13 protein-coding genes and 1 pseudogene are annotated in these 15929 nt (G+C 52.3%); 6 read left to right on the plus strand and 8 right to left on the minus strand.

Going from position 1 to position 15929, the window contains the following annotated elements:
• Positions 1-97 precede the first annotated feature (97 nt).
• Positions 98-2059: an amidohydrolase gene (locus tag GOV91_RS19030; protein ID WP_171236582.1), complete on the plus strand. Its 1962-nt coding sequence runs from the start codon at positions 98-100 to the stop codon at positions 2057-2059.
• Here the strand turns inward: GOV91_RS19030 and GOV91_RS22770 are convergent.
• From GOV91_RS22770 to GOV91_RS19050, 5 genes and pseudogenes are all read right to left on the minus strand, one after another.
• Positions 2013-2564, minus strand: coding sequence for an META domain-containing protein (locus GOV91_RS22770; RefSeq protein WP_216601781.1), 552 nt, complete (start codon positions 2562-2564; stop codon positions 2013-2015). The two genes, GOV91_RS19030 and GOV91_RS22770, sit on opposite strands and share 47 nt — an antisense overlap.
• Positions 2556-2800: pseudogene (locus GOV91_RS19035) on the minus strand (YbaY family lipoprotein); the annotation flags it as partial. The pseudogene GOV91_RS19035 and the gene GOV91_RS22770, both read right to left, overlap by 9 nt.
• Positions 2801-2917: 117 nt before the next feature.
• Entirely contained in the window at positions 2918-3775 is an 858-nt protein-coding gene (locus tag GOV91_RS19040) for a DUF302 domain-containing protein (protein ID WP_171236583.1), read from the minus strand.
• Entirely contained in the window at positions 3769-4167 is a 399-nt protein-coding gene (locus tag GOV91_RS19045) for a DUF4345 domain-containing protein (RefSeq protein WP_171236584.1), read from the minus strand. Before GOV91_RS19045 ends, GOV91_RS19040 begins: the two co-directional genes overlap by 7 nt.
• A 182-nt stretch (positions 4168-4349) precedes the next feature.
• Entirely contained in the window at positions 4350-4649 is a 300-nt protein-coding gene (locus tag GOV91_RS19050; protein WP_171236585.1) for a hypothetical protein, read from the minus strand.
• A 571-nt stretch (positions 4650-5220) separates the two neighbouring features.
• On the opposite strand from GOV91_RS19050, the gene GOV91_RS19055 reads away from it, so the two are divergent.
• From GOV91_RS19055 to GOV91_RS19070, 4 genes are all read left to right on the plus strand, one after another.
• Positions 5221-5736: a DUF805 domain-containing protein gene (locus GOV91_RS19055; RefSeq protein WP_171236586.1), complete on the plus strand. Its 516-nt coding sequence runs from the start codon at positions 5221-5223 to the stop codon at positions 5734-5736.
• A gap of 109 nt (positions 5737-5845) precedes the next feature.
• On the plus strand, positions 5846-6580 hold the full coding sequence (locus GOV91_RS19060) for a hypothetical protein (protein ID WP_254440711.1): 735 nt from the start codon (positions 5846-5848) through the stop codon (positions 6578-6580).
• Positions 6564-7100 carry a hypothetical protein gene (locus GOV91_RS19065; protein WP_171236587.1) on the plus strand — a complete coding sequence of 179 codons (537 nt, stop codon included), beginning with the start codon at positions 6564-6566 and terminating at the stop codon, positions 7098-7100. Before GOV91_RS19060 ends, GOV91_RS19065 begins: the two co-directional genes overlap by 17 nt.
• An 881-nt stretch (positions 7101-7981) precedes the next feature.
• Positions 7982-8821 (plus strand): SDR family oxidoreductase, encoded by an 840-nt coding sequence (locus GOV91_RS19070; RefSeq protein ID WP_171236588.1) that lies wholly within the window; start codon positions 7982-7984, stop codon positions 8819-8821.
• A 387-nt stretch (positions 8822-9208) separates the two neighbouring features.
• On the opposite strand, the gene GOV91_RS19075 is transcribed toward GOV91_RS19070, so the two are convergent.
• From GOV91_RS19075 to GOV91_RS19085, 3 genes are read right to left on the minus strand one after another with little or no spacing between them, the layout of a single operon-like run.
• Entirely contained in the window at positions 9209-10333 is a 1125-nt protein-coding gene (locus GOV91_RS19075; RefSeq protein ID WP_171236589.1) for an ABC transporter permease, read from the minus strand.
• Positions 10334-13033, minus strand: a complete 2700-nt coding sequence (gene rbbA, locus GOV91_RS19080; protein WP_171236590.1) for a ribosome-associated ATPase/putative transporter RbbA — start codon at positions 13031-13033, stop codon at positions 10334-10336.
• Positions 13030-14025, minus strand: a complete 996-nt coding sequence (locus GOV91_RS19085; protein ID WP_171236591.1) for an HlyD family secretion protein — start codon at positions 14023-14025, stop codon at positions 13030-13032. Before GOV91_RS19085 ends, rbbA begins: the two co-directional genes overlap by 4 nt.
• Positions 14026-14295: 270 nt before the next feature.
• Here GOV91_RS19085 and GOV91_RS19090 point away from each other — a divergent pair.
• On the plus strand, positions 14296-15929 hold a 1634-nt coding region (locus tag GOV91_RS19090; RefSeq protein ID WP_171236592.1), incomplete at its 3' end, for an alkaline phosphatase family protein.

The raw sequence follows: 15929 nt of genomic DNA on the forward strand, positions 1-15929 counted from the left end.
GTATTGAGTGGCTGGCGACTTAGGTTGACACATCGCAGACCAGCCTGCTCTGATCGAAGCAATTTATTCATGTCCGCAATCCCATTCGGAGGCATCAATGAAGTTCTTTAAGTCTCTCACAATATTCGCTTTCGCATTCATGCCGCTTCACAGCGCTGCACAGTCCCCCTCATTGCAAGACGCCTTCGAGCGTTTCCCTGAGTTTCCCGGCACAACTGTCTACGTCGGTGGAGAAGTTCTCACCATGAACCCGGACGCCCCGCTGGCTGAGGCAGTGGCGGTCAGAAACGGTCGAATTACTGACGTCGGAACCCTGGAGGAAATCGAGGGTCGCCTGCCCGATAGAAGCTATTCAATTGACCGCAGCTTTGAAGACAAGATTATTGTGCCGGGGTTCATTGAACAGCATTTGCACCCGCTTCTGGGCGCACTTGCGATGATGTCTGATGCCATCATTTCCATCGAGGACTGGCAATCGCCAGCGGGATTTGCACCTCTTGCCAATAGCGAGGAGGAGTTTCGCCAACGTCTGTCCGAGGTAATCAACACTTATGATCCAAGCAGCGGGCGACCGCTGATGGTCTGGGGGTATCATGCGTCATGGCACGGCAGCATGAGTCGTGCGATTTTGGACGAACTGGCCCCCGACATTCCGCTGGCTGTATGGCAACGCTCCACCCATGAGATGTACTTCAACTCGGTTGCCCTGGAACAACTTGAAATCACGGAAGAATACATTGCCAGCTGGTCAAGTGAACTGGCTAGGTCTCAAGCCAATCTGGAAAAAGGCCTCTTCCTTGAAGCTGCTTTCTGGGAGCACGTGTTCTTTGAGAAATTTGCTCCGGTCTATGCATCCATCGACAGGGTTATGGAGGCGCTAGAGTTCACAGAAGATTACTATCACCGCAGCGGGATTACGACCCTTGCAGAGCCTGCTGGTCCTGTTGATCAGAACGCCCAAGCTCTTGTAGCGAAATCGTTCGGGCCAGACGACACGCCGTTCAACTTTTATTTTATTCCGGACGGTCGGACGCTTGGCGGTTTGTTTCTGAACACAGAGGGCCCCGAAAAAGTACTGACCGAGACCGAAGCCATGCTGGCGTGGAGCGAAGGCCGAACCCAGTTCCTGCCCAAGCAGGTCAAGCTGCTGTTGGATGGAGCGATCTTCAGTGAATTAATGATCATGCGCGACGGCTACTTGGACGGGCATGAAGGTCAATGGATCATGACGCCCGATTTCTTCAAACAGGTGTTCGACCTTTATTGGGACGCGGGCTTTCAGGTCCATGTTCATAATCTTGGAGACGGCGGTCTGGACATTCTTCTTGATGCCCTTGAGGCCGCCATGCAACGCAATCCGAGATATGACCATCGCACCGTCGTTGTACACTTTGGCTACGCTCAACCAGATCAGATCGCACGCATTAAACGTCTTGGTGCCATTGTCAGTGGTAATTCTGTCTACACGCCGACGCTCGCAGATCGGTATGCCGCAGGCAGCGTTGGTAGCGAGCGCACAGAGCGCATGGTGCCTTTAGGCGATGCCGTTCGAGCAGGTATCCCCTTTTCGATGCACTCGGACATGCCGATGGCTCCCGCAGAGCCGCTGAAGTACATGTGGGCTGCTGTCAATCGGATTTCCACAAGTGGTCGTGTCGTTGGTCCGGACCAACGCATCAGTGCAGAATATGCCCTGAAAGGTATTACCATCGGCGCAGCCTATTCCCTGCAACTGGAGGATGAAATCGGTTCTATCGAGCCGGGCAAACTGGCCAACTTCACAATCCTCGAAGAAAATCCGCTAACTGTAGATCCTTTGACGCTGGCCGATATCAAAGTGTGGGGTACTGTCCTTGAAGGCCGTCTTCAGCCCGCTCCTCCCGCAGCAGATGGAGAACATGACGAAGCCGATGCAAGCCAGCTCATCTATAATCCGGAACGTGTGCTGATGGCGTCGCTACGCCACGCACGCAGTAAGGCCCACTATCACGATCACTCGCAATCCACACAGCCTAACGTCTTTGATCCACTCGGAATTTCGACCTTTGGTTCTCGTTGATTGTCGCTCGAACAAGTCGGATGATTGCACCAACTCGCTTCGAAACGCGCGGTGACAATTCTGGCGTTTTGCGCAGGCGCAGAACCGTCGCTCCCGCTGCGTTCTTGAGTGCCAAGTTTGCTCCGTTTGTCACGTAGCCCACTGCTGCGGACAAGGCTTTGATCGTATCCTGCTCAAGCTTTTCCCGCTCCTCAGGACACGCCATCTTTGTTCCTGCGAAGTTGCCCGGCATACTGAACTCACCCTTGGCTGCGTCAAGGGTTCCTGTAAACCGGTTACGTCCTCCGTACAGGCCAAACTGGCCATCTTGATCAATTGTCAAGGAAGGAGGGTTCTCAGCAATGAGCATACACCCTGCGATCTCGTAAACTTCCCAAGCGGTATCGTAGATCGATTGTTCTGGGTCGTTGCCCCCGGCTCTCCTTGGCATCATCTCTAAAACGAGTTCAGCAGAATTTGGTGCGCCACGGGTGAGTACAGGTGTCGCTGTCGTTGAACGAAACATCACGTGATCGTCGGAAATGATCCTGGCAGCCACCGTGTAGGTATGCGCTCATCGATGAGATCTGTGTCGAAGGCAATTTCAACTGTTCTGGGGACACCCGCAAGTTTGAACCTCTGGGAAGACAGCCGAACAGAAGGTGTATCTGCACGCGAAGTATCCAGGAGTTCAACTTCCAATACGGCATTAGGTGGAAGAGCGATCCGCTCCCGGTAGGTCACAGTGGTTTTCACATGCATTGTCTCAGCGACTCCGGACGAAGCGATATAGAGCAGGACAGCTGCTCCGAGCCCAAAGCGGACGACGAAAAGATGGCCAATCGATAATTGGTATCTATTGCGTTTTCCAAACAGCGGCTACTCAATTGCCGTGCGAAATGTTGCGGTCAGCCGTTTGTTCAAACCGTGATGAGGTTCGGCTGAAGAACCGTAGTGCAACTCCGCCAAAGCGGCGATGTCATTGAAAATGACTACCGAGCCACCTTCTTCATGCGCGTAAACCAATAGTTTTTGGCAAAAGGCATCCAAACCAATTGCCGGAAACCCCGCCATTGCTACGCCACCGGGCGCTGGGCCTCCGAACAGCAAGAGAACCGTATCCGGCAGCTCCACCCCTAGTAGGGACGCTTCGGTCGCAAAATCAATCTCCCCAAACCAGACCGTATCGTTCTGCTCCATCACAGTCGCCCTGAGACGTTTCACTGCCTCTGTTACGCTGAGCTGAGATCGCAGATCGATGATGCCATAGTTAGTATTCAATCCGTTGGTCGGCGCTGGTGCTGCATCTAAGTCCTTAAGAACTTCGAGCAACTTGCTCTGAAACGAATTCAACGCCTGGGTGTTATTCAGATCATGCCTAACTTTTAGAAATTGAGAGTCTGTGTAGACGATCTGCGGGCGACCATCCTGATCGAATGAAAGAACGCGAAACGGAAGGTCCAGACCTGCTCGTACGTTCTCTTCCAGTACAGGTGTGTTTATCTCCGGATCAGAGAAAATGAGTACACGAGACGCTGGCATTTCTACGCCTTCGGCTTTGGCCAGACGCGAATGATCTATCGATGCGATTGGAGTAGCTCCCGCTTCGTCAACGGCAGTCTCAAGCTCTAAGAGGTTGTCGTCCACCGCGGTCTGGACAGATGACGATTGTGCCAGAGCGGATGTCGAAACTGTTAAAGTCGCAATCATCGAGAAAACAAAGCCTAACCTCACCATTTTACCACTTCCGTTTTTATCGTACTTTTTTTCAGGGAAACCGCGGCCAGAGCCGCAAAAGCTATCTCGGCCGCTAGGTAAAACAGAAGTAGCCCGTTCGGAACTCCATCGATAAGAATGCTTAGTATGCGTCCAACGGCCAGTCCCGACATAAATAAAAAAAGAACCCACAGCGCGGGACGTTGTAATTCTGGTTTCGCAGCGGCCGCCAACCAAAACAACGCGTTTGCCAGGTAAAGACCCATAATTGCTCGGAACACGTGGGTTTGGTTCGTCCCTTCCACCGGAAATCCTAGCAAAACTGGGATCGAACTGCCGGGCATCAGGCCATATGATAACGCAATTGGCACGAGGCCGACGGCAGCAAGCAGAAGGACTAGTCTAGCACTCATGGGGGACTCCTTCTCGTAGAGGTTTCGCTTTTTTCGCAAATCCTAATCGGTTTTTTGGGCATCCGGTGATCCGAGGCGGATGCCCACGCTGCGCTCTGAAAGGCGTATACGACAGGCCAAGTCGAGTTTTCTGAAGAGCAAGCCGGTGCTGCGCAGCCGATTTCGGCTACGCGACAGACTACTCACAGTGCGCCTTCGTCGCCCAGAAACTCGATACCAGCTGTCGCGCCATCAGTGTAAGCAATGCAATTCCAAGGAGCACGGTCCTCACCAACACCGACAGTGACTTGTGTTCCAGCTTCGCTAAACGCGGATGAGAGCACAACGACTTGCGAATTGTTCGTTGTCTTGGCCACATCTCGCAAACACGCCTGTTGAGCGGGTGTGAGTTCGGCGGACGCATTGGATGTACCCGTGTCGTCGCAGGCCGCGAGCAGTGCAAAACAAGTTGCGCTTGCAATCGTCACCATCTTGTTGGTCATTTTCTTCTCCCTCTGAGTCTGTTGAAGTAATGAACTTGGATGCGCTTGTTTGAGGCTCTCACCTTTGGGCAGCCGACAGAACAGACAACGTTCCTGTGACGACCTTTCCCAAAACTTGCCGCGGGGGGGCTTGGCGGGCAGAGCACTATTACTTTGACTGCCAAGACCTCCAACAACGTGGGATGGCCGAATGAAATCACTGGCAAAAGCTAGAGCAAACTCTGGAAAGAGGGCGAGTACATTAAGTCTAAGCATCGCGCTCTCCCAACGACTGATCCGTGTAAAGTGCCTTCCGGCTGCCAGCACTCACTCCAGCGGCCGGAAGGGCTCGGCGAAGCGAGCAGCAACGACAACAACGGAGGTAAAATGAAAGTTGCGTCGAATTCGCATGTTTGAATCTAATTTTTTATAAATCAACATTTTTTCCGCGCGCAAATTTCGCTACCTTTTCATAGAATAGTTTTTTGGCGTTCAAACACAAAATGAAGGTGGGAAAACCCAGAAGGGCAAGTCTGTTCTATTAGCTAGCGAGGCGTTCTAAGGCCGCACAGAAACTTAGAAAGGGTTGAAAATGGGGTTTGTGGAAGCAGTTAAAACGTGTTTCTCGAAATACTTCCAGTTCTCCGGTCGGGCTATACGCTCAGAATACTGGTGGTTCTTCTTATTTGTGGTTCTCGTGAGTGCTGCTTTGGCTGTGTTGGATACGATCATATTCGGGACCGATCCAGAAACTGGGCAAGGATCTCGCGTCATTTCCTCTGTTTTCCAATTGGCTGTTCTCATACCTATGCTGGCCGCCGGTTGGCGGAGGCTGCATGATACAGGACGACCTGGCTGGTACTTGCTGCTGCCGATGGCGCTCAGCATTACAACGCTCTTTGTTATGCTGGGTGGGGTGGCGTTCTTCTCGGTATTGGAGCAAGGGACGGAAAACCCCGATGCATTGCGAGGACCCGCGGCAGTTTTGGGCGCGACCGGTATTGTTGTTGTCTCAATTCTTCAATTGGTACTGTCCATCCTGATGATCTGGTGGCTGACGCGACCTTCCCAAGAAGGCGCAAACGAATACGGCGAACCTGTTTCCTGACCAGGTTGTCCGGGCAACAGGCCGGAACCTCTGCTGAATGACTGCGCGAAACGTAACACCATGGAGAGAGAAAATGAGGTTCAAAACGATTTCCATTGGAGCGTTGATGATGGCAACGGCGACCTCAGCATCGGCGGAGTGGTCGATCAACTCCGGCCCTAATCCCAATGCACTTATTCAAACCGGAAACATGACCTTGGAACTTCAGTGTAACCGTATCCGCTTCGCTCCGGCTGGATATGAGGACAGCCAGGACATTGTGGAAAAGCAGGGGCTCTCCATTCGATTTTTAAAGAACGGCACCACCGAAGTTGGGGCATTTCAGGTTGGCGCAGAAAACGCTGCCGTGCAGATCGTCGACAACTATCCCGTCGAGGTCAGTTTCAATAGTCAAGAGGATTATGGTTTTGTACTGGACCAGCTTGCGGCCAATGCATCGGTTAATCTGTCGATGATTGATCAAGATGTCAGCTACGGAATCTTTGACTTGAAGGGTTCCAGCGCGGCAATTCGGTCCCTTCGTTCCGCCTGCGATTCAGGTGCTAGCCAAGGGGCCTCCTACGAAGCACCCGAAGGCATTGTCTATTGTGGTGGCGGAGCGATAAAACGCCAAATCGAATATGTAATTCTGGACAATCCAGAGGGGGAGTGGGACGCGCGAGTAACAGTCAACGGTGAGTCAATCAGAGCCATGACGGCCTACAGTTACTTCGGAAACTCTGAGCCGCCGGCCGGATTTGTCGTTGCCCTGCTTGGGGAGGACAGGTCCGAGTTTCTGATTTTTAGCGAAGGCTCGGCAAACTGGCTGGAATATGGGGACTACAGGTATGATCAGTGCAATTGATACCTCCTTCCAACCAGCTTCCCAAATAGCGCGTCAGATGAAATGTGTGGTCGCCGGGGTTATGCTTGCTTCGGGCCTTGTTTGGACCTCACCAGTTGTCGCGGCTGATGTATCGCAACTTCCGCCCGGTTTGCAGGCGAAGGTTGATCTGGCGGCAAGGGCCTGCGCGGAATTCAACGACGGTCAATTTGACATAGCCTGGGGCGCGGTTGAAAGGATCGATCTCGACGGAGATCTACAACGCGACTGGGTTCTGAATGAGACTGGTTTTGCGTGTTCAAGCGCCGCATCTCTATATTGCGGAACTGGCGGATGCGTCTCGCACTTCTTGGTTGAAGAGGAGGTACACTCGTTGCTCAACCAAGTCTGGACGGTCACTGATTTTGGGCGTCAACGCGTTGTTGTTGCGGATATTCATGGATCCAATTGCGACGGAATAAACCCAACGCCTTGCGTCACCGCCAGTGTTTGGGATGCGGATGCTAAAACGTGGCGCTCGTCTGCTGGCGATTGGGAGTAAGCTGCATTTGAGCATTGCAGATAAGTCATTGGAGCTGTTTTGTTCGATGGGCTTTCTTTAGCACGCAATCTTATGGGCAAATCATGCACTCCGACTCGAAAGCACTCTGTCTTCTGTCGTTAGGTGCTCGCAAAACTGACCCAAAGCCAGTGCCTTACAGCTCTAAGTATATATAAGCTAGCATGTCTCAATACTTGGTTGCAGAAATTTTCCAAAGGTTGTCCGCAATGAACCTGAAACGACGTCCTTCTTAAGACACTAGGGAACTAAAAAGGCGGTATGGTTTTGATGAAACTCCATACACACAGCCTCAACCCGCAATGTTAGGTTCTAGTCGTCCCAATAATCCTCTTCTTGCCGCCGCCGTTCTTCCGCGCAAGAGGAACAAAATCCAGTAGCATCCAGATAATCTGTTTTTCTGTCATCATCCACAAACGATGTAGGGACGCGCGTAACGCTGCATTCCTATCATTGATTTTATTCAGAAAATCTGGGTGTCGTCGCCCATAAGTTTGCACGATTCGCCCAAAAGTTTGCACGGTTCACTATACGCGCTCAATTGTCGATTGACTTAGCGTAGCTCGATCAACTTGAACGCACCAAAACTCAATCAAAAGTGCATTCTAGTTGGCAAAACTCAACCCAAACCACGCTTGGGCAGCAAAAACTCCAAAATGAAGTGGACAAGAGTGGCATGGCAGACCCCGTCATTCCGATAAGCTTACAAGCAGAAAAGGCGACCTAGGCGCTATTCACCGCCTGCGGTTTGGAAGGTATTATCAAGCTGAAGACTAACGTTGCCGACGCCGCCTAATATCACCAGGCCGGTCTGGATTTTCCGGACCTTTCGATCCAACACGGGCTTAGGAGGAGCTTAGCCGATGACACACCCCGCATTTACCTCAGACTCTGTGGCCGTGATTACCGGGGGTGCTTCCGGCATTGGCCTCGCCGCCGCAGTGAAGTTCGCGCAAATGGGAATGCGCATTGTTATTGTTGATCGAGACACCGAGAAACTGGCGGCCGCGGCAAACATAGTGTCTGCCGCTGGCGCGGCCGATGTAATGACGTCTGAGACAGATGTCAGTGATCGTGCGCAGTTAGAGGCGTTGGAGCGGATGGTGGCAGACCGCTGCGGAGGGACAGATATTCTGATGAACAATGCCGGTGTCGGAGGCAATTCATCGACAGTTGGCGACGCCGCAGCTTGGGACAATATGCTGGGTGTAAACCTGTGGGGTCCGATCCACGGCACCCAGGTCTTCGCGCCAAACATGATCGCCCGTGGCAGACCAGGCGCAATCATCAATACAGGGTCCAAACAAGGCATCACGACACCGCCAGGTAACCCGGCTTACAATGTCTCCAAGGCGGCTCTCAAAGCCTTTACCGAGGCACTGTCCCACGAGCTCAGAACGGGCTCAGGTCATCAGATTACCGCGCATCTTCTGGTCCCGGGATTCGTCTATACCGGCATGATCTCCGCGCCCGAGAAGCCTGCCTCCGCCTGGACCGCTGAGCAGACGGTCGACTTCTTTGTTGAAAGCGTGAACCACGGGGATTTCTACATCCTTTGCCCCGACAATGACGTTTCACGCGATATCGATGAGAAGCGCATTGCCTGGAGCGTGGGAGACATCATCGAAAATCGCCCACCTCTCAGCCGATGGCATCCAGACTATAAGGAAGCGTTCGCGGATTTCATGGCGAAGCCTGGCTGATCATCGCCATAGCCCAACAATCACGACAAGTTAGCGATTGAAGAATGCCGCCAGCTTTACAGTTGCCGACAGCCTGTCGCCTGTCACCATAATTGAACCTCATTAACAGTCTCATCTGGCCGGTCCAATTCTATTGTGTGTACCCGTTGTGGCGTAAAAAAAACTTCGGTTCAGAAACGGGCGGAGAATTTTGTCGCTTGAACGCCTTGGACTTGCCCATTTGATTCAGAAGGTTTCGACACTTTCAGTGCAAACCTTTGAGTTTGCGACTATGGCCTTTCAAAACCTCGATTGCATCGCAATCCAGCCGTCGGCCCACATAATGCCGATATGACTAGAGACATTGAAGCTAGCGCTCCAATCTGTCACAGCCAACAAGTTGGATTGCTAGCTGATCTGCGCAAGAGTACGCCGAAAAAGCCGTAGGCTCACTAGTAACAAAGCAATTCCCAACAACGTCATCCAAACGAATTCCGGCCAGACAGTCTCAATACCAGCGCCTTTGAAAACAATAGCCTGACTTGCTGACATGTAATGGCGTGACGGCAGAACCAAAGTACCCGCCTGCAACCACGCCGGCTGCCCTTCAATTGGGGTCTCTCCACCTGAAAGCATTAGCATTGGCAGCACAATCAACATGACCAGAAGCGCGAACTGCGCCATTGAGCGTGCAATGGTTGCCAGAAACACCCCAAGCGCCGTCGCAGTAAAAAGAAACAACGCCGTGCCAACCAAAAACAACATCTTGGATCCAGCGATACTAATACCCAGAGAACCCTGCATCACAAAGGTTAGTGAAAGACCAGCCGCGACCAAAACCACTGCTGCATTCGCCCAAATTTTGGCAATGGCAATGTCAAATGGAGCAAGAGGCATGGCAAGGAGATGTTCAATAGTCCCGTGCTCTCGTTCTCTAATCATTGCCGCTCCGGTCAAAATAGTTGTGAGCCACATGATCTGGCCAATCAGAGCAACGATACCAGCAAAACGTACAGTATCTCTATTTGGGTTGAAGGCGCTTCTTAGAATGACACTGATTGAGGGAGCATCTACTAGATCGATACCAATTGCATAGCGATGTATTTCAGCGCTCAAGATACTGGTGATGTAGTTTGCACCAATACCGGCCTGTTCCATAGCGGTTGCGTCAATAAGAACTTGAATCTCCGGACTGCGCCCTGCGCGCAGGTCCTCCTCGAATCCGGGGGGCACAGCCACAACGAAAATAAAGCGCCCAGCGTCCATGTAGGCAGGTCCTTTTCCGGGTTCGATTTGGACGACCGGTTGGAACTCTGGTGGGAAAAACGCTGTGGCAAGTGCTCGAGAAAGTGGCGAGTCGTCTTCATCCGCAAACGCTATCGAGGCGTTGTTTACAGAACTTGCCACTCCCGTTGCTTCCATGATCGGGGCCAGCGTGAATGACCAGACCAACAATGCCATCATCACCCAATCACGGCGCAGGCTCATCACTTCCTTCAAGCCTAGCCAGAATATGCAGTAGAAACGTTGCATTCACTTCTCCTGCGCTCGAAGACATAGGACTGCGATCAGTGTCAGAACTGGTCCGAAGCAGGCGAGGGCCAGAATGTCTGGCGCAAGGGCCTCCCAACCCAAACCTTTAGTGAAGGCACCGACGTTTAGGTGTAGGAAATATGAGGAAGGCCAAAGAGAGCCCACCACTTGTGCGCCTCCTTCAAGCGTTGAAACAGGTTGCAACAGGCCTGAGAACTGGATTGTTGGGACGACTGAGGCGATGGCAGTTGCAAATGTGGCGGCCACCTGACTGGATGTCATTGTAGCGATCAACAACCCGTAGGATGTTGTTGCCCAAACGTAAAGAAGGGCACCAACAGCCAAAGGGAAAGGATTTCCTTTTAACGGCACCCCGAAAAGAAAAACGGTCATTCCGGCCAAAAGCAGAAAATTTGCGTAGGCGATCAAAATGTACGGAATTTGTTTGCCGATTAGAAATTCAAGCCGCGTGGTTGGTGTCACGTAGAAATTGACAACTGACCCCAGCTCTCGTTCCCTTGCTACGCTTACAGCAGTCAAAACAGCTGGCAACATAATCAGTAAGATAGCAGGCATTGCCGGAGCCATCGCGGCGATGCTTTCAAAGCTCTGATTGTAGCGAAACCGGGGTTCGATCCGGGCAATATCTATCTGGGTTTTGCCATTGCTATGGGCATATTCCGAGAGAAATGATTGGTGCAATCCGGAAACATAACCTTCAACCGTCTCACCTTTAAATGGGATAGCGCCGTCTACAGTTGCAAGTATCTGGGTCGGTTCACCCGTACTCATCTTTCGGTCAAAGTCAGGTGGCAACTCAACAACCAGAGAGACCTCACCTGCCACTAGACGGTCGCGCCCTTCGCTGGCGCTTTGCAGCGGCGATGTGGCTTTAAAGTAGGACGATCCGGCGAATTCAGCCGAATAAGCACGACTCTCCGGCCCCTGAGAAAGGTCAAGTACCGCGAATTCAAGTTCATCTATATCCAGCGTAATTCCAAAGCAAAAAACCAACATTAGAATAGCAGAACCCAGAAACGCGAAAGCCAGACGCACCGGGTCACGAGCTACTTCAACGGTTTCGCGCCGCGCATATGCCAATACACGAGAGAAATCCCTTCGACTGGCTTGGGATTTAGTCCCAAATTCTACTTCTGGCGCGACAACAGAGACTGGTTTTTCTGCTGCTTCCAATATCGAAATGAAAGCGTCTTCAAGGCTTTCCACCCCTTCAATAGCGATCAGTTCAGCCGGAGTACCTTCCGCTAGAACTCTACCAGCATGCATAAAAGAAACGCGATCACAGCGTTCCGCCTCGCCCATGAAATGAGTGGACACAAAGATTGTAACCGACTCATTTCGAGAGAGCTCAATCAGCAAATCCCAGAAGGAATCGCGCGCCTCTGGATCCACACCGGATGTTGGTTCGTCGAGAATTAGCACCCGCGGGCGGTGGATCACTGCTACGGCTAGCGACAGTCGCTGTTTGATCCCAAGGGGCAGTGCCGTCGCCAACGTATGACGGTGTTCCTCGAGCCCAAAGCGCTCAGTGAGTTCCGAAACACGTTGTTCTCGGTCGGCAATTGCAAATATCCGCGCATGCAATTGTAGGTTCTGATGGACCGACAACTCGCCATACAAGGAAAAGGCCTGGCTCATGTAGCCGATTTCACGCCTCATTTTTCGATCATATGCATCGACAGGGTTGCCAAACAGCAGTGCTTCACCTGAGCTGGAAGGTAACAAGCCAGTCAACATCTTCATTGTCGTGGACTTGCCGCAACCGTTTGATCCTAGAAACCCGAATATCTCTCCTTGATTGATTGTGAAGTCGACGTTGTCTACGGCCGTGAAATCACCAAAGCGTCGTGTCAGTCCACGCGCAACTATCACTGGGCTTGCTTCGATCTGCACATTCGTTTTGTTTTTCCCCTCCGATTGGACGGGCAACTCCTGTGATCTCAGACGCCGATATGCAATTTCGAGGTCGTCATCACTCCCTTTCAATTCGGCGGGCTTCCCCTGAAAGATGACTTGACCCGCGTCCATCGCGACAATCCGGTCAAAACCGTCGGCTTCTTCCATGTACGCCGTTGAAACCAATACCGACAGTTCGGGGCTTTTTGCTCGGATTGCATCAATCAAAGCCCAGAACTGCCGACGCGACAACGGGTCGACCCCGGTCGTTGGCTCATCCAAAACCAAAAGTTTGGGGTCATGGATTAAAGCACAGCAAAGGCCTAGTTTTTGCTTCATCCCACCCGAGAGTTTGCCCATCAGACGGTCTTCAAACTGCGCAAGCCCTGTCGCAGCCAATAGCGCTGCGATACGGTCATCCCGCTCTGAATGCCCTTGAGCAAAGAGACCTGAAAAGAACTCGAGGTTCTCGCGCACAGATAGCTCCGGGTACAGGTTTCGACCCAGCCCTTGCGGCATGAAAGCGACGGCTGGGCAAATCCTGTGTCGATGGCCAGAATTGCCAATCGGGCCGCCTAGAACGTCGATATTGCCGGATTGCAGTTTCTTTGCGCCGGTGATCAAACCAAGCAGTGTAGACTTTCCCACCCCATCCGGCCCGATAAAGCCCACAAGCTGGCCGCCTGGCAGTTCCAACGAAATAGAATCCAGTGCAACATGCTTCCGATAGCGGTGCGTAACACCTGAAATTCGAATATCGCTGGTTTCACCCTCTACTCTCATTCGAAAAGCTCTGCTGGGATGCGTTGTTCAAGCGCCTCAGGCCAAGCAGCGGCTGGGTTAAGCCGGATCACCGCGACACCGCGCAGACCGGTTTTGACGTGCTCGATCCGACTTTCAACCAAGTCTATTGGGATACGGACGCGAACGCGAAAAACCAGTTGTTCCCGTTCATCCAGGGTCTCGACCTGTTTGGGAGTAAATTGTGCCTCGGGAGAAACAAAGCTCACGTATGCAGGTATCGCATATTCCGGCAAAGCGTCGAGCACGATGCGAGCCTCAGCTCCAATGGGCAAAAGTCCGGCTTCACGAGCCGGAAGAAAAACTTCCATGTAAACATTCTCAAGGCCAAGAATAGTCAGGATTGGTTCGCCCGCGCCAACGACCTCTCCGGGTTCTGCAAGCCGGTAAAGCACGCGTCCGGGCAAAGGTGCCACTAAAGCGCTGTCTTCAATCTGTGCTTCGATCCTGCGCACTTCCGCCTCAGCGGCAGCAATACGGCTTTCTGCGGTTGCAACTCGGGCTTTGGCGGCGCCCAATACTGCTGTAGCGACCTTATGATTGGTATCGCGATCTTCAAAAATAGTTTTGGAGATATTTTGTCCTGCCAGCAACGCCGTGGCACGATCAAGCTCTTGCTCAGCCCTGCGCTGTTCGCTTTGGCGTTGCACTACGAGAGCTTCTGCTTCGGCCTTTGTTTGATTTGCCAAGGCTACTTCGGCTCTAGCCCGATCCAGGGCGGCAGATAGCTCATCTATGTCCATTTCGGCCAGGATTTGACCGGTTGCAACCATACTGCCTTCTGTTGCCGTTACTTTCGCAACCCGACCTGCACTAGTTGGTGCTATTTCGACTTGTTCCGCTTCAACCCGCCCGTTTCCTTGAACAAACCCAACCGGCAATTCATCGCCATCCTCGGCAACAACGACATACAGCAACGCACCAGCAATTACTAAACCAGCCAAAAAAAGAAAAACCGATAGGTTTTTGGTCATAGCGTTTCACCTGAAACAGGGTTTCTGGCGCAGAGTTTAGTGTCTTAAAAGACTCAAAGCCTTGTTTTGGATCAAAACCGATCCGGGCACCTCTGTTCCAAGCAATTGTTTGTGTGAACACCGGTTTGGGTGTTGCAGGCTCTTTCGCGGTGGGTTGGAAGAAGTAGACGTGAAGCGCTTTTGTTATCAGTTTGGTATTGAAACGGGTTGTTCTAACGCGCAATTGCGGTCGCCGCTAACCTGCTGCGCAATACAGCGAAAGGAAACACTATGACCAAAACACTAAGAGCTTGTTTGTCTTTGTGGTTGGTTGCAGTCGCTCCTGCGTATGCACAAGAACCTCCTCGTCTCGTTTTGCAGCTGACCGTTGACGCGTTTCGGGGCGATCTACCGACACGCTACTTTGAGAATCTTGGGGAGGGTGGCCTTAAGTATTTACTTGAAAACGGTGTACACTATGTGGACGCCCATCATTGCCATGCCAATACAGAGACTGTTGTCGGGCACGCCACATTGGCCACCGGGGCAACACCGGCAGTGCACGGGATGATCGGAAACATTTGGTTCGACACAACCTTAGACCGCCTTGTTTACAACGTTGAAGACAGCACAGCTCCGCTCCTTGGAGATGGCGCTGGCGTCAATGACGACATTGAAATTGACCCAACACAGGCGGCAGCTGGCACAGATGGGCGGTCACCACGCGCTATGCTTGTTACAACTCTTTCGGACGAATTAAGCGCTTCCACTGCTGGTGCGGCCAAGGTCTTTGGAGTTTCAATCAAAGACCGTGGGGCAATTACAATGGCGGGACAAAGCGGCAAAGCCTTCTGGTTCTCGAAAGCCGCAAATCGTTTTGTCACAAGCTCGTATTATTACGACAAATACCCGGATTGGGTTTCCGCCTGGAATGACGCATCGCCAAGCGCCGCCTTTGAAGGAACCTCTTGGGAATTGATGCACCCGCAGGAAGCCTATCTCTTTGGCGACCGTGACAACCAACCATGGGAGACGGATGTCGCCGGGTTCGGCACAACCTTTCCTCATCGCTATTCTTCGGCGCAAAATGGGTTTGACCCGCTGGAAGATCCCTACTTTACGACCTTTTTAACGCTTAGTCCCGCTGGTGACGAACTGACGGCGCAATTTGCCAAACGATTGATTGATGCCGAGGATATCGGGCAAGACGCGGTAGCGGATTATCTGGCGATTAGCTTCTCGTCCGTGGATTACGTCAACCATGTGTTTGGCCCCTCCAGTCTTGAAGCCGAGGACACGATATACCGCCTCGATCAGACTCTCATGAATCTCTTCGCGTTTATCGACGAACGGATTGGGCTGGAAAACGTTTTGATCGTTCTATCGGCGGACCACGGCACCACCGATGCGCCGGGCTATTTAGAGAGTGTTGGCATCCGAACTGGCCTTGTTGCTCCGGACACATGGGACCCGACGGAACAGATAGCCAGGCTTAAGGAGCGGTTTGGGATCACCGGGAAATTGCTTGAGGGTTATAATCACCCCTATCTCAATATCGCCCCCGAAGTATTGGCTCGCAGTGATATTGATTTACCCACGCTGGAGTCAGCTATTGCAGAAGAGCTTCTATCCTTTCCCGATGTGGCATTCGCCGTCCCCAGTACGGCTATCGAAGCAAACCTCCTGCCCGATACCGACATCATGCGCTTGGTCCGCAACAACTACCACCCCACCCGATCCGGGAACATATACGTAATCTTCAAACCCGGCTGGTTCATCGCGGACTTCGATGGTCTGTCTGTCACATCCACCCACGGGTCACCGTGGCGCGGTGACACACATGTGCCGATTATCTTTGCTGGACCGAACTTAAAACCGCAACGGGTCGCACGCCGTGTTTGCACGACTGCTCTCGCATCCACACT

The organism is Ruegeria sp. HKCCA6837 (genome assembly GCF_013034475.1).
Taxonomy (GTDB): Bacteria; Pseudomonadota; Alphaproteobacteria; order Rhodobacterales; family Rhodobacteraceae; genus Ruegeria.